At 72.5% G+C, this 18,368-nt stretch carries 17 protein-coding genes; 12 read left to right on the top strand and 5 right to left on the bottom strand.

The window, feature by feature from the left end; genetic code table 11:
* Both gltB and ACWDN5_RS40355 read left to right on the top strand, forming a co-directional pair.
* A partial coding sequence (gene gltB / locus ACWDN5_RS40360) for a glutamate synthase large subunit (protein ID WP_449679987.1) occupies window positions 1-3,626 on the top strand: 3,626 nt, incomplete at its 5' end.
* The gene (locus tag ACWDN5_RS40355) at window positions 3,619-5,067 is read left to right on the top strand and encodes a glutamate synthase subunit beta (protein WP_449679986.1); all 1,449 of its coding nucleotides are present in this window, start codon (window positions 3,619-3,621) and stop codon (window positions 5,065-5,067) included. The genes gltB and ACWDN5_RS40355, both read left to right, overlap by 8 nt.
* Window positions 5,068-5,124: 57 nt before the next feature.
* Here ACWDN5_RS40355 and ACWDN5_RS40350 read toward each other — a convergent pair whose 3' ends face one another.
* Complete coding sequence (locus ACWDN5_RS40350; RefSeq protein WP_449679985.1) at window positions 5,125-5,997, bottom strand: SDR family oxidoreductase; 873 nt, start codon at window positions 5,995-5,997, stop codon at window positions 5,125-5,127.
* Between the two features lie 83 nt (window positions 5,998-6,080).
* Here ACWDN5_RS40350 and ACWDN5_RS40345 point away from each other — a divergent pair, with 83 nt between their 5' ends.
* Complete coding sequence (locus ACWDN5_RS40345; RefSeq protein WP_310971222.1) at window positions 6,081-6,653, top strand: TetR/AcrR family transcriptional regulator; 573 nt, start codon at window positions 6,081-6,083, stop codon at window positions 6,651-6,653.
* Between the two features lie 114 nt (window positions 6,654-6,767).
* Here ACWDN5_RS40345 and ACWDN5_RS40340 read toward each other — a convergent pair whose 3' ends face one another.
* Complete coding sequence (locus ACWDN5_RS40340) at window positions 6,768-7,637, bottom strand: NAD(P)-dependent oxidoreductase (protein ID WP_449679984.1); 870 nt, start codon at window positions 7,635-7,637, stop codon at window positions 6,768-6,770.
* A 116-nt stretch (window positions 7,638-7,753) separates the two neighbouring features.
* On the opposite strand from ACWDN5_RS40340, the gene ACWDN5_RS40335 reads away from it, so the two are divergent.
* Window positions 7,754-8,758, top strand: coding sequence for a helix-turn-helix domain-containing protein (locus tag ACWDN5_RS40335; RefSeq protein ID WP_449679983.1), 1,005 nt, complete (start codon window positions 7,754-7,756; stop codon window positions 8,756-8,758).
* 190 nt (window positions 8,759-8,948) lie between these two features.
* Window positions 8,949-10,346 carry a Dyp-type peroxidase gene (locus ACWDN5_RS40330; RefSeq protein WP_449679982.1) on the top strand — a complete coding sequence of 466 codons (1,398 nt, stop codon included), beginning with the start codon at window positions 8,949-8,951 and terminating at the stop codon, window positions 10,344-10,346.
* 39 nt (window positions 10,347-10,385) lie between these two features.
* On the opposite strand, the gene ACWDN5_RS40325 is transcribed toward ACWDN5_RS40330, so the two are convergent.
* On the bottom strand, window positions 10,386-11,282 hold the full coding sequence (locus ACWDN5_RS40325) for an ROK family protein (protein WP_310971376.1): 897 nt from the start codon (window positions 11,280-11,282) through the stop codon (window positions 10,386-10,388).
* Between the two features lie 287 nt (window positions 11,283-11,569).
* Between ACWDN5_RS40325 and ACWDN5_RS40320 the strand changes: the two genes are divergently transcribed.
* Together ACWDN5_RS40320 and ACWDN5_RS40315 are read left to right on the top strand one after the other, a co-directional pair.
* Window positions 11,570-11,779: a CbtB domain-containing protein gene (locus tag ACWDN5_RS40320; protein ID WP_449679981.1), complete on the top strand. Its 210-nt coding sequence runs from the start codon at window positions 11,570-11,572 to the stop codon at window positions 11,777-11,779.
* Window positions 11,780-11,798: 19 nt separating this feature from the next.
* On the top strand, window positions 11,799-12,551 hold the full coding sequence (locus tag ACWDN5_RS40315) for a CbtA family protein (RefSeq protein ID WP_449679980.1): 753 nt from the start codon (window positions 11,799-11,801) through the stop codon (window positions 12,549-12,551).
* A gap of 163 nt (window positions 12,552-12,714) precedes the next feature.
* On the opposite strand, the gene ACWDN5_RS40310 is transcribed toward ACWDN5_RS40315, so the two are convergent.
* Window positions 12,715-14,196, bottom strand: a complete 1,482-nt coding sequence (locus ACWDN5_RS40310; protein ID WP_449679979.1) for a cobyric acid synthase — start codon at window positions 14,194-14,196, stop codon at window positions 12,715-12,717.
* The gene (locus tag ACWDN5_RS40305; RefSeq protein ID WP_449679988.1) at window positions 14,193-15,119 is read right to left on the bottom strand and encodes a cobalamin biosynthesis protein; all 927 of its coding nucleotides are present in this window, start codon (window positions 15,117-15,119) and stop codon (window positions 14,193-14,195) included. Before ACWDN5_RS40305 ends, ACWDN5_RS40310 begins: the two co-directional genes overlap by 4 nt.
* Before the next feature lie 35 nt (window positions 15,120-15,154).
* Between ACWDN5_RS40305 and ACWDN5_RS40300 the strand changes: the two genes are divergently transcribed.
* The 5 genes from ACWDN5_RS40300 to ACWDN5_RS40280 all read left to right on the top strand — a co-directional run.
* The gene (locus ACWDN5_RS40300; RefSeq protein ID WP_449679978.1) at window positions 15,155-15,757 is read left to right on the top strand and encodes a bifunctional adenosylcobinamide kinase/adenosylcobinamide-phosphate guanylyltransferase; all 603 of its coding nucleotides are present in this window, start codon (window positions 15,155-15,157) and stop codon (window positions 15,755-15,757) included.
* Window positions 15,758-15,770: 13 nt separating this feature from the next.
* On the top strand, window positions 15,771-16,784 hold the full coding sequence (gene cobT, locus ACWDN5_RS40295; RefSeq protein ID WP_449679977.1) for a nicotinate-nucleotide--dimethylbenzimidazole phosphoribosyltransferase: 1,014 nt from the start codon (window positions 15,771-15,773) through the stop codon (window positions 16,782-16,784).
* Entirely contained in the window at window positions 16,781-17,524 is a 744-nt protein-coding gene (locus tag ACWDN5_RS40290) for an adenosylcobinamide-GDP ribazoletransferase (protein ID WP_449679976.1), read from the top strand. The genes cobT and ACWDN5_RS40290 overlap by 4 nt, the downstream gene beginning before the upstream one ends.
* Window positions 17,525-17,529: 5 nt before the next feature.
* Window positions 17,530-18,048, top strand: coding sequence for an RNA polymerase sigma factor (locus tag ACWDN5_RS40285; protein WP_449679975.1), 519 nt, complete (start codon window positions 17,530-17,532; stop codon window positions 18,046-18,048).
* On the top strand, window positions 18,045-18,368 hold a 324-nt coding region (locus ACWDN5_RS40280), incomplete at its 3' end, for a hypothetical protein (protein ID WP_449679974.1). The genes ACWDN5_RS40285 and ACWDN5_RS40280, both read left to right, overlap by 4 nt.

The following is an 18,368-nucleotide window of genomic DNA, read 5'->3' as shown; positions in this document are numbered from 1 at the left end:
TCGGCGGCCGCTCGCTGCCCCACGCCGTCCTGATGATGATCCCGGAGGCCTGGGAGAACCACCAGGAGATGGACCCCGCGCGGCGCGCCTTCTACGAGTTCCACTCGACGCTGATGGAACCGTGGGACGGCCCGGCGCTGGTCGCCTTCACCGACGGCAGCCAGATCGGCGCGGTCCTCGACCGCAACGGCCTGCGCCCCGGCCGGTACTGGGTGACCGACGACGGCCTCGTCGTGCTCGCCTCCGAGGTCGGCGTGCTCGACATCGACCCGGCGACGATCGTCCGGAAGGGACGTCTCGAGCCCGGCCGGATGTTCCTCGTCGACACCGTCGAAGGCCGGATCATCGAGGACGAAGAGGTCAAGACCGAGCTGGCCACCGCCCACCCGTACGACGAGTGGGTCGACGCCGGGCTCGTGCACCTCGAAGACCTGCCCGAGCGCGACCGCGAGGTCCCGCTGCACGCCGCCCTCGTGCGCCGCCAGCAGGCGTTCGGGTACACCGAGGAGGAGCTCGAAGCCATCCTCGAGCCGATGGCCCGCACCGGCGCGGAACCGATCGGCTCGATGGGCAACGACTCGCCGATCGCGACGCTGTCGAGCCGGCCGCGGCTGATCTTCGACTACTTCATCCAGCTGTTCGCCCAGGTCACGAACCCGCCGCTGGACGCCATCCGCGAGGAGCTCGTCACCGCGCTCGGCACGCAGATCGGCGCCGAGCCGAACCTCCTGGAGGGCAACGCGGCCAGCTGCCGCCGGATCGTGCTGCCGTTCCCGGTGCTCGACAACGACCAGTTCGCCAAGCTGGTGCACGTCAACGACGACGGCGACCTGCCGGAGTTCCAGGCGGTCACCGTGCTCGGCCGGTACAACGTGCACGGCGGCGGCGACGCGCTGGTCAAGCGGCTGGACGAGATCCGCGCCGAGGTGTCGGAGGCAATCGAGGACGGCGCCCGGCTGATCGTGCTGTCCGACCGCGGTGTCGACGAGCACCACGCGCCGATCCCGTCGCTGCTGCTGACCGGCGCGGTGCACCACCACCTCGTCCGCGAGAAGACGCGCACGCAGGTCGGTCTCATCGTCGAGGCCGGCGACGCGCGCGAGGTGCACCACATCGCGCTGCTCATCGGGTACGGCGTGGCCGCGGTGAACCCGTACCTGGCGATGGCGACCGTCGAGGAGATGGCCCACCGCGGCCTGATCCCCGGCGTGACGCCGAAGCAGGCGACGCAGAACCTGATCAAGGCGCTCGGCAAGGGCGTCCGCAAGACGATGTCCAAGATGGGCGTTTCGACCGTCGCGTCCTATACCGGCGCGCAGATCTTCGAAGCCATCGGGCTCGGCGAAGAGGTCATCGAAAACTGCTTCACCGGCACGACGTCCAGCCTCGGCGGCGTCGGCTTCGAGACGCTCGCCGACGAGGTCGCGAAGCGGCACAAGTACGCGTTCCCGGCCGACGGGTTCCACGCACCGCACCGCGAGCTGGAGACCGGCGCGGACTACCAGTGGCGGCGCGAAGGCGAGCCGCACCTGTTCAACCCGCAGACGGTGTTCAAGCTCCAGCACTCCACGCGGTCCGGCAAGTACGAGATCTTCAAGGAGTACACGAAGGCCGTCGACGACCAGGCCGAGAAGCTGCTGACGCTGCGCGGGCTGTTCGACTTCAAGTACGGCAAGCGCGCGCCGGTGCCGATCGAGGAGGTCGAGCCGGTCTCGGAGATCGTCAAGCGGTTCGCCACCGGCGCCATCTCCTACGGGTCGATCTCGATGGAGATGCACCAGACCCTCGCCATCGCGATGAACCGCCTCGGCGGCAAGTCCAACACCGGTGAGGGCGGCGAAGACGCCGAGCGGCTGTACGACCCGGAGCGTCGCTCCGCGGTCAAGCAGGTCGCTTCGGGGCGCTTCGGCGTCACGAGCGAGTACCTCGTCAACGCCGACGACATCCAGATCAAGATGGCGCAGGGCGCGAAGCCCGGCGAGGGCGGGCAGCTGCCCGGCGCGAAGGTGTACCCGTGGATCGCGAAGACGCGGTTCTCGACGCCGGGTGTCGGCCTGATTTCGCCGCCGCCGCACCACGACATCTATTCGATCGAGGACCTGGCGCAGCTCATCCACGACCTCAAGAACGCCAACCCGAACGCGCGCATCCACGTGAAGCTCGTGTCCGAGGTCGGCGTCGGCACGGTCGCGGCGGGCGTCTCCAAGGCGCACGCGGACGTCGTGCTCATCTCGGGTCACGACGGCGGGACGGGCGCGTCGCCGCTGTCGTCCATCAAGCACGCCGGTGGCCCGTGGGAGCTCGGCCTGGCCGAGACGCAGCAGACGCTGCTGGCCAACCGGCTGCGCGACCGGATCGTCGTGCAGACCGACGGCCAGCTCAAGACCGGCCGGGACGTCATCGTCGCGGCGCTGCTCGGCGCCGAGGAGTTCGGCTTCGCGACCGCGCCGCTCGTGGTGTCGGGCTGCATCATGATGCGTGTCTGCCACCTCGACACGTGTCCAGTGGGCGTCGCGACGCAGAACCCGAAGCTGCGCGAGAAGTTCAGCGGCAAGGCCGAGTACGTCGTCAACTTCTTCGAGTTCATCGCCCAGGAAGTGCGCGAGTACCTGGCGGAGCTCGGGTTCCGGTCCATCGCCGAAGCCGTCGGGCACGCCGAGTTCCTCGACAAGCGCAAGGCGATCGAGCACTGGAAGGCGTCCGGGCTCGACCTGTCGCCGATCTTCCACGTGCCGGACATGGCCCCGGCCGGCCTGCGGCTGCAGCAGACGCTGCAGGACCACGGCCTGGAGAAGGCCCTGGACAACACGCTGATCCAGCTGGCCGAAGGTGCGTTGAACTCCGGCGACAAGGTGCGGCTGGAACTGCCGGTCCGCAACGTCAACCGGACCGTCGGCACCATGCTCGGGTCCGAGCTGACCAAGCGGTGGGGCGGCGAAGGCCTGCCCGACGACACCATCGACGTCACCTTCACCGGGACGGCCGGCCAGTCGTTCGGCGCCTTCGTGCCGAAGGGCATCACGCTGCGGCTCTACGGCGACGGCAACGACTACGTCGGCAAGGGCCTCTCCGGTGGACGGCTGATCGTGCGGCCGCCGCGGGAAGCGCAGTACGTCGCCGAAGAGCAGATCATCGCCGGCAACGTCATCGGCTACGGCGCGACCAGCGGCGAGATCTTCATCCGCGGCAAGGTCGGCGAGCGGTTCTGCGTGCGCAACTCGGGCGCGCTGGCCGTCGTCGAGGGCGTCGGCGACCACGGCGGCGAGTACATGACCGGCGGCCGGATGGTCGTGCTCGGCCCGATCGGGCGCAACTTCGCGGCCGGCATGTCCGGCGGCATCGCCTACGTGCTGGACCTGCCCGCGCACCGCGTCAACCCGGAGATGGTCGACCTCGACCCGCTCGACTCCGAGGACGCGGACTTCCTGCGGGAAACGCTGGAGAAGCACTACAACGAAACGGAATCCGCGGTCGCGCGGGAGCTGCTGGCCGACTGGGACGCGGGCGTCGACCGCTTCGGGAAGGTCATGCCGAAGGACTACAAGCGCGTGCTCGCCGCCCAGGTGCAGGCCGAGCGCGACGGGCGCGACGTGAACGAGGCGATCATGGAGGCCGCACATGGCTGACCCCAAGGGCTTTCTGACCACCACCCGCGAAGAGCCGAAGCGGCGTCCGGTCGACCTCCGGCTGATGGACTGGCGAGAGGTCTACGAGGACTTCGCCACCATGAAGCTGCAGAAGCAGGCGGGCCGCTGCATGGACTGCGGCATCCCGTTCTGCCACCAGGGCTGCCCGCTCGGGAACCTCATCCCGGAGTGGAACACGCTGACCTGGCGCGAGGACTGGCAGCAGGCGATCGAGCGGCTGCACGCGACGAACAACTTCCCGGAGTTCACCGGGACGCTGTGCCCGGCACCCTGCGAGACGGCGTGCGTGCTCGGGATCAACGACGACCCGGTGACGATCAAGCGGGTCGAGATCTCGATCATCGACCGGGCCTTCGACGAAGGCTGGGTGACTCCGCAGCCGCCCACTGTGAAGACGGGCAAGAAGGTCGCGGTCGTCGGGTCCGGCCCGTCGGGTCTTGCCGCGGCGCAGCAGCTCACGCGCGCGGGCCACAGCGTCGTGGTCCTCGAGCGGGCCGACAAGATCGGCGGGCTGCTGCGCTACGGCATCCCCGAGTTCAAGATGGAGAAGTCCCGGCTCGACCGGCGGCTCGACCAGATGCGCGCCGAGGGCACGGAGTTCCGGACGTCGGTGAACGTCGGCGTCGACCTGCCGGTTTCCGAGCTCTTGGCTTACGACGCCGTGGTGCTGGCCGGTGGCGCGACCGACTGGCGCGACCTGCCGATCCCCGGCCGTGAGTTCGACGGTATCCACCAGGCGATGGAGTTCCTGCCGCCGGCCAACCGGGTCGCTTCGGGCGAGCTTTCGGAGTCGCCGTACTCTGCCGCCGGCCTGGATGTCGTGGTCATCGGCGGTGGCGACACCGGCGCGGACTGCGTCGGGACGTCGCACCGCCAGGGTGCGCGGTCGGTGACGCAGCTGGAGATCATGCCGAAGCCGCCGGAGTCGCGCTCGGACGCGCACCCCTGGCCGACGTACCCGATGATCTACCGGGTGTCCTCGGCGCACGAAGAGGGCGGCGAACGGCTCTACGCGGTGAACACGCAGGAATTCCTGGGTGACTCCGATGGCCGGGTGCGTGCGCTGAAGCTGGTCGAGGTCCGCAACGAGGGCGGCAAGTTCGTCCCGGTGCCAGGCACGGAACGCGAGCTGCCCGCCCAGCTCGTCCTGCTGGCGATGGGCTTCCTCGGGCCGCAGAAGCAGGGCTTGCTCGAGGAGCTGGGCGTCGAGCTGGACGCGCGCGGCAACGTGGCGCGCGACAAGGCGTTCAAGACGAGCCTGGACAACGTGTTCGTGGCCGGCGACATGGGCCGCGGCCAGTCCCTGATCGTCTGGGCGATCGCGGAGGGCCGCAGCGCCGCGGCCGGCGTCGACAGTTACCTGACCGGCCGCGACGTCCTGCCCCGCCCGATCGCGCCGACGGACCGGCCGATCGCGTAAGACCCGGCGCCGGCGGAGGTGTCATCGTCGCCACCTCCGCCGGCGCTGTCCCACTTCTCAGTCGTAGTAACCCTTTTCGAGGTCGTCCAGCAGCCCCGGCTGCGTGGGCCGCCAGCCGAGCGACTCCTGGGTCGCCGCGGAGGAAGCCGGCTGGTCGAGCGCCAGCAGGCCCCCGAGGAAGCCGAGCTCTTCGGCGGTCACGGACGTGGCCGGTAGTCCGGTACGGCGGCCGACCACCTCGGCGACGTCCCGGATCCGCACGCCTCCGTCGCCGACGGCGTGCAGCACGGCACCGGCGGGAGCCTGCTCCAGCGCGAGCCGGAAGAGATGAGCGGCATCCAGGACGTGCACCGCGGGCCAGCGCTGCGTCCCGTCGCCGACGTAAGGCGCGATGCCCTTCTCGCGCCCCAGGGCAACCAGGCGGGCGATGAGGCCGTGGGCGTCGCCTTCGCCGTGGACCGAACGCGGCAGCCGGACCAGCGACGCGCGGACGCCCTGCTCGGTGGTCTTCAGGACGGCACGGGCGATGTCTCCCCGGCCGGCCACCGGGCCCGCGAAGAGGGAGTCGTCCCGCTCGGTCGCCGGACGCCCGGGCACCATCGGCGTCCCCGAGGCGGCGACGAAGGGCTTGCCGGCCGAGGCGCCGGTCATGGCGGCGACGGCGGCCGCGTCGGTCCGGATCGCGTCGTCCATCCGGCCGAAGTCGTGCCCGAAGGCGAGGTGGACGACGCCTCCGGCCCCCTCGGCGCCGGTTTGCAGGACGTCGAGGTCGGTGAGGTCGCCGCGGAGGACGTCGGCGCCCATGGCCGCGACGGTGCCGGCCGAGCCGTCCGACCTGGCGAGCCCGACGACCTCGTGGCCCGCTTCGAGGAGTTCGGGCACGAGGGCCCGGCCGATCCAGCCGGACGCGCCGGTGACGAACACACGCATGAGCTTCTCCCGTTCGTGATGACACCTGGTGTCATCACGATAGCACCGTGATGACACCAGGTGTCATCGCCTAGGCTGGGGTCATGAGCCGCTGGGAGCCGAACACGCGCGAGCGCCTGCTCGACGCCGCGCTCGACCTGTTCGGCGAGCGCGGGTACGACAGCGTGACGGTCGCCGAGATCGCGGAGCGGGCCGGGCTGACGAAGAGGACCTTCTTCCGCCACTTCAGCGACAAGCGCGAAGTGCTCTTCGCGGGCCAGGACGTGCTGAGCCGGATCTTCGCCGAGGCGATCGCGGACGCGCCAGCGTCGGCCAGCCCGGCAGAGGCGGTAGCGGTGGCGCTGACCGCAGCGGCGGCCGCCATGGGACCGCACCGGCGGGCCCGGGCCCGCCAGGTCCGAGCGGTGGTCGCCGGCCACACCGACCTGCGCGAGCGCGAGCTGCTGAAGCTGGCGACGTTGCGGGCCGCGATGGCTGATGCCCTACGCGCCCGCGGAGTCCCGGACCCGACGGCCGCCCTGGCCGCGGAGATCGGGGGGCTCGCCTTTTCGACGGGCTTCGCCCGCTGGGTCGCCCCGGACAGCGAACGGGAGTTCACCGAGCTGGTCCGCGAAGCGTTGGACGAGCTGTTGGCGGCAACCACCACCCTCGGCTGATTCACCTCGCCGCCGCGCCAGGCGGACTGACGGCGAAACAGCCCCGGCACTCCCAGCGGCCCCGCAGCGCGCTGAGTCGGCCGGGCCCGGCAGCCTATCGACCGCCCCGCTTCCCTACCTCGCCGCCACCCGGCCCGCGAACACCTCCATCAGGCTCGCGAAGCTGTCCGACCCGTGCCCGGCCGCGCTCGCGCGTTCCAGCATCGACTTCAGCAACTCCGGCAGCGCGTTGTCCACCCCGCGCGCCTCGGCCGCGTGGATGAGGTGCCCGATCGCCGCGACCTGCACGTCCACCGTGGCGTCGTCGCCCGGGTAGCGCCCCTCGTCGACCTGGTCCGCGTACCGCGTCAAGAACCGGTTCACCGTCCCCAGCCAGCGGATCGCCACCGGCGTGAACTCGGCCGCCGTCGTCTTCTCCGCTCCGACCAGGGCCGCGCCGTGCAGCCAGCCCGCCATCGCCGACCACATCAGGCCCAGCAGGGCCGCGTCGTACAGCGACGCCCGGCCCGCGTCCGCCCCGAGGTACACCGGGTCGCCGAGCGCCGCCAGCACCGGTTCCTGCGCGTCGAACACCGGCCGCGGCCCGCTGTACAGGAACATCACCTCCGCCGAGCCGACCCCCTCCGGCGTGGTCATGATCGCGCCGTCGAGGTAGCCGGCACCCCGCGCGCCGAACCACCCGGCGGCTTCTTCGGCCTGCTCCGGCGAACCGGACGTCAGGTTCACGAAATCCTTGCCGCTCAACGACTCCGCGCCGAGCACCGCCGGCAGCACGGCGTAGTCGAGCACGCAGGCGACGACGAGCGGGCTCGCCGCGATCGCCTCCGCGGGCGTGGCCGCGAGCCGCGCTCCCCGCTCCACCAGCGACGCCGCCTTCCCGGTCGTGCGGTTCCACACCGTCACCGCGTGACCGCGATCCAGCAGGGCCCCGGCCAGCGCCGAACCCATCGCCCCCAGGCCGAGAACCGTCACAGACTGCTTCATTCCCCTGCTCCCCAAACGCCGGTGATCATCGGCCGCCAGATTCGCAGCGAGGGCGGGGCACCGGCCAGTGGCACCACTGACGCCCGGCACCAAATTCCTGCCATACGATCGGACCCATGAGCGCCGGGTCCGTCGCCCTGGTCGTGCCCGCGGAAATCGGGCTCCGGACCTGGGATCTCTACGAAGTGAGCATCGCGGCCACCGTGTTCGGTGTCCCGCAGCCCGACCTGGCCGATCCCTGGTACGACCTGCGGATCTGCGGCGTCGGCTCGCCGGCGCCGAGCGGTCCCGGCCTGGCCCTGCGGACGCCGTACGGGCTCGACGACCTCGAAGGCGCCGGCACCGTCATCGTGCCCTCGGTCCCCGACGCCTGCGTGGAAGACGGCGTGCCGGTGCCCGCGGACCTGGTCGCGGCCCTGCGCACCGCCTACGGCAACGGCGCGCGGATGGTGTCCCTGTGCACCGGCGCCTTCGCGCTCGCCGCGGCCGGACTGCTCGACGGCCGCCGCGCCACCGCCCACTGGATGCACACCGCCCAGCTCGCCGAGCGCCACCCGGCGGTCCGGGTCGACGACTCGGTCCTCTACGTCGACGACGGCGACGTCCTCACCAGCGCCGGGATGACCGCCGGCCTCGACCTCTGCCTGCACCTCGTCCGCCGCGACCTCGGCGCGCACGTCGCCAACCAGCTGGCCCGCCGGCTGGTCGTGCCCGCGCACCGCCCCGGCGGCCAGGCCCAGTTCGTCGACCTCTCCGTCCCCGCCACCGACGACCGGGGTCTCGCGCCGGTGCTGGACTGGGCCCGCGCGCACCTCGACCGGCCCCTGACGATCGAGGACCTGGCCCGCCGGGCCGCGGTCAGCCCGCGCACCTTCTACCGGCAGCTGCGGCGCGCCACCGGGACGACGCCGCTGCAGTGGCTGCTCAACCAGCGCCTGGCCCGCGCGCAGACGCTCCTGGAATCGACCGGGCTCCCGATGGAGAAGGTCGCGGCGCTGAGCGGCCTCGGCACCGCGAACAACCTGCGGCACCACTTCCTCAAGCAACTCGGCGTGTCACCGGGCGATTACCGGCGCGCATTTCCCCGTCCCTCCGTGGACGCTCAAGGGGAACCCGAGTAGCCCTTTTTGTTTCCGGTCGGAAACTGTTTCACGCTCAACTTAATCTTTCGTGTGAATCCGGCAATCGGGTGGCCTCGACCGCCTCCGGCGTTGCACTCTGTATTCAGGGGACCCGGTCGGCCGAGGGGGGAGTCCGGCCGGCCGGGTGCCCGCCGAGAGGCGGGCTTTTTCACAAGGGGAGGGGACCCGAATGAGTGTCGATCTGTCCACCACGCTGTCCTGGACCACGGCGACCGGCGACGCCGCGACGATGCTCGGCGAGCTGCAGCCGAACATCCTCAAGGCCCACGTCCGCGATCACCTGTCCGCCCTGTTCCTCGCCTTCGGCGACGCGGCGGAGGCGCGGGCGTTCCTCGTCTCGGTCACCGGGAAGATGAAGTCCGCCAAGGCACATCTCGACGAGGTGAGCGCCTTCAAGGCCGATTCCGGCGGGGGAACGCCGTACGTCGGCGTCGGGCTCACCGCGGCCGGCTACCGCGCCCTCGGCGTCGAGAACTTCCCGCAGGACGAGGCGTTCCTGCGCGGGATGACGGCACCGCAGACGCGGCAGCGGCTGAACGACCCGCCGCGCTCGACGTTCGATCCGGGCTACCGCAGCGAAATCCACGCCGTCGTCCTGGTCGGGGACGCGACCGACAAGGCGATGGCCGCGCGCCGCAACGAAATCCTCGGCCTGCTGCCGGATTCGGCCACCGTGCTCGCCGAGGAGACCGGCCTCGGCCGGGTCAACGCGCGCGGCGAGGGCATCGAGCACTTCGGGTACGTCGACGGCCGCAGCCAGCCGCTGTTCCTCACCGAAGACGTCGACGCGGAGAAGAACAACACCGACGGAATCAACGTCTGGAACCCGGCGTCACCGCTGGAGCAGGTGCTGGTTCCCGACCCCGCGGCGCCGGATCCCGGCGTGCATTTCGGCAGCTATTTCGTTTTCCGCAAACTGGAGCAGAACGTCCGGCGGTTCAAGCAGGCCGAAGAGGACCTGGCCGACACGCTCGGCCTCACCGGCGAAGACCGCGAGCGGGCCGGCGCGATGATCATCGGCCGGTTCGAGGACGGCACGCCGCTGACCACCCAGCGGGAAGACGGCGCGGAAAGCCCGGTGTCGAACAACTTCACCTACGACAGCGACCGCGCCGCGCTGAAGTGCCCGTTCCAGGCGCACATCCGCAAGACGAACCCGCGCGGCTCCGGCGGCGCCGAAGAGCCGGCCGACGAGCGCCGGCACCTGATGGCCCGCCGCGGCGTCACCTACGGCGAACGCCCGGACGACCCGAACGCCGACGTCCCGCCCGCGGCGCGGCCGAGCGGTGGCGTCGGGCTGCTGTTCATGGCCTTCAACTCGGTGCTGGGCAACCAGTTCGAATTCACCCAGGCGATCTGGGCGGACAACCCGGGCTTCCCGATCGTCGACGGCGTCACGCCGGGCCTGGATCCGGTGATCGGCCAGGGCGAGCGCGGGTCCTCGGACTACACCGTGGACTGGGGCGGCTCCGCCCAGCGGACGGCCGGCCCGGTGCCGCAGTCGGTGACGCTGCGGGGCGGCGAGTACTTCTTCATGCCGTCGCTGGCCTTCCTGCGCGCCCTGTGACCGAGCCGGAGGCCACCGTGGCGGTGGCCTCCGGCCGGCTCAGGCCCGGAGCAGGTCGAAGGCCAGCAACCCGGCGCCCAGCCGCCCGGCTTCGTCGCCCAGCTCGGCGATCCGCAGCTCCGGCATCTTCTGGAACGTCAGGTGCGCGGCCAGCCACTCGCGCACCGGCTCCAGCACGTAGTCGGCCGCGGTGAACAGGCCGCCACCCAGGACGATCACCTCCGGGCCGAGCAGCGTCAGCAGCGTCCGGATGCCGTGGCCGAGCCCGTCGAGAGCGTCCTGCACCACGGCGACGGCGACCTCGTCACCACGTCGCGCCAGCTCGACGACCTCGCGCGCGCCGTCGGCCGGGCGCCCGGTGCGCTCGGTGTAGCGGCGGGCGATCGCGGCCGCCGACGAGATGGCCTCCAGGCAGCCGGTCGCGCCGCAGCCGCACTTGCCGGCGTGGCCGACGTCGATGTGCCCGACCTCGCCCGCCTGCCCGTGCGCGCGGTGGATCCGGCCGTCGAGCAGCAGCGCGGCGGCGATCCCGGTGCCGACGGGGATGAACGCCGCGTTCGTCGCGCCGCGCCCGGCGCCCACGCGGAACTCGGCGATGCCGCCCGCGGTGACGTCGTGCCCGAAGGCGACCGGCAGCCCGAGCCGGTCCTCCAGGAGCTCACCGAACGGGACTTCGCGCCAGTCGAGGTTGGCCGAGAAGTGGCAGACGCGGGTTTCCTCGTCGACGATCCCCGGCACCACCACCCCGACCGCGGCCGGCTGCCCGGTGCCCGCCTGCTCGGCCAGCGCGGCCACGATGTCCACGGTCTGCGCGGCCAGCGCCGTCCCGTCCGCGCTGCGGGCCGTCTCCGCGCGCAAGGCCGCCTTGGGCTGGAGCTCCTCGTCGAGCAGCGCCGCCTTGATCGTCGTCCCGCCCACATCCAGGGCGGCCACCATTCGAGTCACCGCGGCATTGTCACATTTGAGGCTTGTTCTGGTTAGGCCGCCGCGCCCCCCGCGCAGGTCGCGGGGCACCACGGATGCCATGCGGCGGCCGACGGCTGAACAAGCCTCATTGACGGGCGCGGAATGGCGGACCTACGCTCAACCGGCCAGACGAGGAGATTCCGGAACGCGGTGCAAGTCCGCGCGGTCGCGCCACTGTGACCCCCGCCAGGGGGAAGCCAGACCCGGACCCTCGTGACCGACCCCGATGAGGCCGCGAAAGCCCGAGGAGGCCACGCATGACCCAGACGGCAGCTCCCGCCGTTCCGCTCTCGATCCGCATCCCGATCCGTGAGATCGTGCCGTGGGCGGTGTTCGTGGTGCTCCTCGCCCTGATCGCGCTGTACTTCGTGAGCGCCGAGCAGGGCGCGACGGCGGTCTTCGCGAACATGTACGTCCACGAGTTCGTGCACGACGGCCGGCACCTGCTGGCCTTCCCCTGCCACTGATCGGCGGGCACGCGCTCCCATGATGAAGACCTTGCTGGTCCGCGGCATGCTCGCGGGCCTGATCGCCGGTGTGCTCGCGTTCGGGTTCGCCTACGCCTTCGGTGAGCCGTCGGTGAACGCGGCCATCGGCCTCGAGGAGTCCGGCCACTCGCACGCCCATGAAACCTCCGATGCCCCTCCCGCTCCGGCCGCGGAAGAGGAGGAACTGGTCCCCCGGGACATCCAGAGCACGCTCGGCCTGCTGACCGGCGTGCTCGTGTACGGCGTCGCCATCGGCGGCCTGCTCTCGCTGGCTTTCGCGTTCGCGCAGGGCCGGCTCGGCGCGTTGCGTCCCCGCCTGACGGCGTTGCTGCTCACGGCGGGCGCGTTCACCGTGGTGTTCCTGGTGCCGTTCCTGAAGTACCCGGCCAACCCGCCCGCGGTGGGCCAGCCGGGCACGATCGGCTCCCGCACCGAGCTGTACTTCGGCTTCGTCGCGGTGTCGCTGCTGGTGGGAATTCTCGCCACGGTGTTCGGCCGCAAGCTGGCAGACCGCCTCGGCGCCTGGAACGGCTTCCTCCTGGCGGCGGCGGCCTACGTCGTCGTGATCGGCATCGTGGCTTGGCTGCTGCCGTCGGTCGACGAGGTCCCGCCGACGTTCCCGGCCTCGACGTTGTGGAGCTTCCGCACGGCATCGGTCGGCACGCAGGCGACGCTGTGGCTGGCGCTGGGCCTGACGTTCGGCGCGTTCGCGGAGAAGGCGCTCAACCGCCGGACCGCGGTAGCTGCCTGAGCCGGAGGGTTCGCGGTCGCGTTCCGACGCCGGGCTTCGGGATCAGTGGTGCTGGGGTGGGCTTCGGCATCGCACGGGTCTTGATCACCGGCGATCGGCAGGGACGCGACCGCGAACCAGCCACCGGCGGCACACCGTGAGGCGGCGGCTCCACCCCGGCGGGCTAAGGCGCGCCCGGCGGGATGAACGGCAGGTCCGGCGGTGCCCCGCGCTCCAGCAGCGTCCGCAGCCTCGCCGTGTCGAGGTGCTCGTCGACCGCGTCCGCCAGTTTGTCCAGCATTTCCTCCCGCAGCGCGCCGAACCCCGGCGCGTCCGGGGCCGGCGCCCACCCGACGCCCGCCTGCGCCGCCGCCTCGGTGAGCCACGCGCGGCGGAAGGCGTCGTTCTCGAAGGCTCCGTGCCACATCGTGCCCCAGACCGCCCCCGCCCGCTGACCGTCCAGGAAGGACTCCGCCGGGGCCGTCGTGGCCACCGTGCCGTGGTGGATCTCGTAGGCGTCCACCGGGTGCCCGCGCCACGTTCCCGCGGGCCGGGCGAGCACCTTGTCCGCGGCGAACGTCACCCGCCCGGGCAGCAAGCCGAGGCCCGTCACCTCGCCCGCGCCGGACTCGATGTCGTCCACAATGGACTCCGTGAGCATCTGGTAACCACCGCAGATGCCGAGGACCGGGCGGCCCGCGGTGGCCCGGGCCGTCACCGCCGCGGCCAGACCGCGCTCCTGCAACCAGGCCAGGTCGGCCACGGTGGCGCGCGACCCGGGCAGCACCACGACGTCCGCCGCCGCGACCACGTCCGGGTCCGCGGTGAGCGTCACCGTGACCCCGGGTTCGGCGGCCAGCGCGTCGACGTCGGTGGCGTTGGACGCGCGCGGGAACCGGACGACCGCCACGCCGAGCCCACCACCAGGCACTTCGCGGCGCCAGCCCGCCACGGCAAGGGCGTCCTCCGAGTCGATCCACACCCGGTCCAGCCACGGCAGCACGCCCAGCACCGGCCGCCCGGTGACCTTCTCGAGGCTGTCCAGCCCCGGCCGCAGCAACCCGACGTCGCCGCGGAACTTGTTGACCACCCAGCCCGCGACCAGGGCCTGGTCCTCGGCGGAGAGCAGCGCGAGGGTGCCGAACATGGCCGCGAGCACGCCACCGCGGTCGATGTCGCCGACGACCAGCACCGGCAGCCCGAACCGGCGCGCGAGCCCCATGTTGACGTAGTCGCCGCCGCGCAGGTTGATCTCCGCCGGGCTCCCGGCGCCTTCGCAGACGACGACGTCGAAGCGCGCGCTGAGGTCCTCGAACGCCCCGAAGGCGATCTCGGCCAGCCCGGCCCGTCCGGTGGCGTACTCCCCCGCTTCGAGCGTGCCGAACGGCTTCCCGAGCGCGACGACGTGGCTGCGCCGATCACTGCCCGGCTTCAGCAACACCGGGTTCATCGCCGCCTCGGGCTCCACCCCGGCAGCGCGCGCCTGCACCCACTGGGCGCGGCCGATCTCGGCCCCGTCGGCGCAGACCATGGAGTTGTTGGACATGTTCTGCGCCTTGAACGGCGCCACCCGCACCCCCCGGCGCGCGAGCCACCGGCAGACCCCGGCGGTGACCAGGCTCTTCCCGGCATCGGACGTCGTCCCCGCGACGAGCACCCCGCTCATCGGGCCGCCACCACCGCTGCCACGGCAATCGCGGCGGCACCCACCCGACGCGACAACCGCACCGCGCGCCGCAGGTCGACCGGCTCCGGCTCGCGCCCATCCCCGAGCCGCGCCCGGCTCTCCACCTCGCCGCTGTAGCTGTTCGTACCGCCGAGCCGGACGTCCAACGCGCCGGCGAACGCCGCTTCCACCTGCCCCGCGTTGGGGCTCGGGTGCCGGTTGCCGTCACGGCGCCACACCCGCCAGGACTCCCGCGCCCGGCCACCCGCGCACAACGCCGTGAGCACCGCCCCGATCCGCGACGGCACCAGGTTGACGACATCGTCGGCCCGCGCCGCAGCCCAGCCGAAGCGCCGGTAGCGCGGCGAGCGGTAGCCGACCATCGCGTCGAGCGTGTTCAGCGCGCGGTAGCCGAGGAGACCCGGCATCCCGGCAACGGCACCCCAGAACAGCGGCGCGACCACGGCATCCGAGGTGTTCTCGGCGATCGACTCGGTCGCCGCGCGGGTCAGCTCCGCGGAGTCGAGCGTCGTCGCGTCGCGCGCGCAGAGGTGCGAGAGCCTCAGACGCGCTGCGGGCACTTCGCCTGCTTCGAGCAGCCGGGCCATTTCGCTGCCTTCGGCGGCAAGGCCGCGTCCGCCGAGTACAACCCACGTCGACGCGGCGGTGAGCAAGTAACGCGCGAAGGGACGTCGCCGCGTCGCCGTCTGAAGCACGACGCCGAGGCCGACGGCGCCGAAGGTGCACAGCGCTGCGTACGCGGCTCCGCGCGGCTTCGAATCGGCCCACAGACGGTGTTCCAGACGGGCCGCGGCGGTACCGAAGAGGGCGACCGGGTGGCCCGTTCGGGGGTCACCGAACAGAGCGTCGGTTACGTATCCGGTCACGAGTCCGGCCGTGGTTGTCCCTAGACGGAGTGGCACGTGGCGCACGGTAGCGCGTGCACCAGAATGCCGGTATGACGAAGCTGACCCACCGGCTCGCCGGGTATCTCGAAACCCTGGCTCGCGCCCTCCGCCGGTACGGGCGCGACGAAGGCAAGGTGCTGGTCCTCGGCGGCGTCCGCTCGGGGAAGTCACGGCACGCCGAGCGGCTCGTCGCCCGCCACCCGCACCTCATCTACGTCGCGCCGGGCCTGCCCGCGGGCGAAGACGACCCGGAGTGGGCCGCGCGGGTGGCCGCGCACCAGGCACGGCGGCCGGCGAACTGGAAGACGGTCGAGACCACCGACCTGGCCGGCATCCTGCGCACGGCGACCGAGCCGCTGCTGATCGACTGCCTCGGCACCTGGCTGTCCCGCGTGCTCGACGACGTCGGCGCGTGGCGCCAGAAGCCGGGCTGGGAGCACCGCCTGGACGACCGGCTCGAGGACTTCCTGGCCGCCTGGGCCGCAGCGCGGGTGCCGGTGGTCGCGGTGAGCAACGAGGTCGGCAGCGGTGTGGTGCCCGCAACGTCGTCCGGGCGGCTGTTCCGTGATGTGCTGGGCGCACTCAACAACCGGGTGTCCGCCGACGCCGACCGGGTCGTGCTGGTCGTCGCGGGCCGGGCGCTCGACCTGTAGCCAGGAGGCGCCCGTGTTCGACGTACCCGTGCCCGACCCCTCCGCCCGCGCCGCCGCCCTGGAGCGCCTCGACGGCCTGGTCAAGCCGCTCGGCGCGCTGGGCAGGCTGGAGGAGATCGCGGCCTGGCTGTCCGCGGCGCACGGCACGGTGCCACCACGCCCGCTGGACGACGTCCGCGTGGTCGTCTTCGCGGGCGACCACGGCGTGTCGGCGCTTTCGGCGTACCCACGCGAGGTGACGGCGGCGATGGTGCGGGTGTTCCTGGCCGGCAAGAGCGGCGTAAACGTGCTGGCCGCCCAGGTCGGCGCACGCGTACGGGTCGCGGACATCGCCGTCGACTGGGACGGCGCGGACGTGCCGCCGTCGGTGACCGCGCACAAGATCCGCCGCGGATCGGGCTCGATCGACGTCGAGGACGCGTTGCTCCCGGGCGAAGCCCAGGCCGCGTTCGAGGCGGGCCGGGCGATCGCCCTGGAGGAGCGCGACGCGGACGTGCTGATCCCCGGCGACATGGGCATCGGCAACACGGCGATGTGCGCAGCCCTGGTGGCAGCGTCGTTGGGCCTCCCCGCGGCCGAGGTGGTCGGCACGGGCACCGGAGTCGACGCGGCCGGCCTCGACCGCAAGACGGCGGCGGTCGCGGCCGCCCTGACCCGCACGGCCGGCCGCACGGACGACCCGTTCGAGCGGCTGACGGCCCTGGGCAGCGCGTGCGTCGCGGCCACGGCGGGCTTCCTGGTCCAAGCGGCGGTGCTCGGGATCCCGGTCCTGCTGGACGGCGTGTTCTCGGGCGCCGCGGCCGTGGTGGCCCGGGACATCGCACCCGGAGCCGAGCAGTGGTGGCTGGCCGGCCACCGCTCGACGGAGCCGTCACAGGCGTTCGCGCTGAAGGCCCTGGGCCTGGAGCCGATCCTGGACTTCGGCCTGCGGCTCGGCGAAGGGAGCGGAGCGGTGCAGGCCGTCCCGACGCTGCGAGCGGCCCGCGCGATCCTGGCCGACATGGGACTGCTGGCCGACCTGGCATGAGCCGGTGGGCCGACGCCGCGCGGATGGCCGCCGGGACGCTGACCACCGTGCCCGTCCCGGCGCCGCGCGTCATCGACCGGCAGGTCGCCGGCCGCGCCATGGTGCTCGCCCCGCTCGCGGCGATCCCGCTGGCCGCCGCGGCCGGGGGAATCGTCTGGGCGGGGAACGCCGCCGGGTTGCCCTCTCTGGCCACCGCCGCGCTCGCCCTCGGTGCCGTCGCGCTAGGCAGCCGGGGGCTGCACCTCGACGGGCTCGCCGACACCGCCGACGGCCTCGGCGCCTCCTACGACCGCGCCAAAGCCCTCGACGTCATGCGCCGCGGGGATTCCGGCCCCACCGGGGTTGCCACTCTCGTTCTGGTCCTCCTCGTTCAGGTTGGTGCCCTGACCGCCGCGAACCCGTTCACGGCGGCCGCGGGCGTCCTTGTCGGCCGGTGCACGCTCTCCATGGCGTGCGCGCGCGGCGTTCCGACGGCCCGGCCGGAAGGGCTCGGCGCCACCGTCGCCGGCTCGGTGCCCCGCCCCGCCGCGATCGCCGTCGGCCTGGCCGCCACCGGGCTGGCCGCGCTGCTGCCCGGCCTGCCGTGGTGGCGCGGCCCGCTCGCGGTCGCCCTCGCCTACGCCGTCACGGGAGCGCTCCTGTGGCGGTGCACCAAACGGCTCGGCGGCATCACCGGCGACGTCCTCGGCGCCGGTGTCGAAGCCGCCGTCGCGACCGCACTGGTGGCGTTGTCAACCTAGGCCCGGTGCCCGGCGTGTACCTGGTAAAGGAGGTCACCCTGGGCACCGATACCGCCGTCGACCCGGCGGAACTCTTCCGCGCGCACCGCCCCGGCCTGGTCCGGCTCGCCGTGCTGCTGCTCGGCGACCGCGGGCTCGCCGAAGACGTCGTGCAGGACGCCTTCCTCGCGCTCGTCCGCCGCTGGCCGCTCGACGACCCGGCCGGCGCGGGCGGCTACCTTCGCGTCTCGGTCGTCAACGGCGCCCGCTCCGCGCACCGGCGCGCAGCACGGCGTCTGCGGCACCGGCCCGGCGACCGCGACGACGTACCACCCGCGGACACCGGCGTCCTGCTCGGCGAAGAGCACCGCGAAGTGCTCGCCGCCGTGCGCCGGCTGCCGAGACGGCAACGGGAGGTGCTCGTGCTCCGGTACTGGGCCGGCCTGTCCGAAGCCGAGATCGCCGACACGCTCGGCGTCTCCCGCGGCACCGTCAAGACCTGCGCCTCCCGCGCGCTGGCGAAGCTGGAAGGAGAACTCCGATGACCCACGTCGAGGATCGCCTGCGCCGCGCCTTCCACGCTCTCGCCGACACCGTGGACGTCCGGCCCGCACCGCTCCCCGCACGCCGGCGACGGCTGGTCGCCCCGCTGCTCGCGGCAACCGCCACCGTGCTGGGAGCCTGCGTCATCGTCCTCCTCACGACCGCCCCACCCGAGCCGAAACCCGCACCGCCCGCTGCACCGGCGCCGACGCCCACCCCGGTGACGCTGCCGAACTTCGCGCTCTTCACGCACTGCGGCGTCGACGAAGCGAAGATCGGCGACCGGTTCTACGAGGCCGAGACGCCACTGATCGGCCCGGCC

Source organism: Amycolatopsis sp. NPDC003731 (genome assembly GCF_053586895.1).
Note: the sequence above shows the minus strand (reverse complement) of the source record. Positions and strands in the feature narration are given on the sequence as shown.

Excerpts from the sequence above, each read along its gene's own strand:
- ACWDN5_RS40325 (WP_310971376.1), bottom strand. The coding sequence starts at position 11,282 with ATGGTGGCCGCCCTGGATGTGGGCGGGACGACGATCAAGGCGGCGCTG.
- ACWDN5_RS40310 (WP_449679979.1), bottom strand. The coding sequence starts at position 14,196 with ATGAGCGGGGTGCTCGTCGCGGGGACGACGTCCGATGCCGGGAAGAGC.
- ACWDN5_RS40345 (WP_310971222.1), top strand. The coding sequence starts at position 6,081 with ATGAGCCGCTGGGAGCCGAACACGCGCGAGCGCCTGCTCGACGCCGCG.
- ACWDN5_RS40320 (WP_449679981.1), top strand. The coding sequence starts at position 11,570 with ATGACCCAGACGGCAGCTCCCGCCGTTCCGCTCTCGATCCGCATCCCG.
- ACWDN5_RS40290 (WP_449679976.1), top strand. The coding sequence starts at position 16,781 with ATGAGCCGGTGGGCCGACGCCGCGCGGATGGCCGCCGGGACGCTGACC.
- ACWDN5_RS40355 (WP_449679986.1), top strand. The coding sequence starts at position 3,619 with ATGGCTGACCCCAAGGGCTTTCTGACCACCACCCGCGAAGAGCCGAAG.
- ACWDN5_RS40340 (WP_449679984.1), bottom strand. The coding sequence starts at position 7,637 with ATGAAGCAGTCTGTGACGGTTCTCGGCCTGGGGGCGATGGGTTCGGCG.
- ACWDN5_RS40300 (WP_449679978.1), top strand. The coding sequence starts at position 15,155 with ATGACGAAGCTGACCCACCGGCTCGCCGGGTATCTCGAAACCCTGGCT.
- ACWDN5_RS40350 (WP_449679985.1), bottom strand. The coding sequence starts at position 5,997 with ATGCGTGTGTTCGTCACCGGCGCGTCCGGCTGGATCGGCCGGGCCCTC.
- ACWDN5_RS40330 (WP_449679982.1), top strand. The coding sequence starts at position 8,949 with ATGAGTGTCGATCTGTCCACCACGCTGTCCTGGACCACGGCGACCGGC.
- ACWDN5_RS40315 (WP_449679980.1), top strand. The coding sequence starts at position 11,799 with ATGATGAAGACCTTGCTGGTCCGCGGCATGCTCGCGGGCCTGATCGCC.
- ACWDN5_RS40335 (WP_449679983.1), top strand. The coding sequence starts at position 7,754 with ATGAGCGCCGGGTCCGTCGCCCTGGTCGTGCCCGCGGAAATCGGGCTC.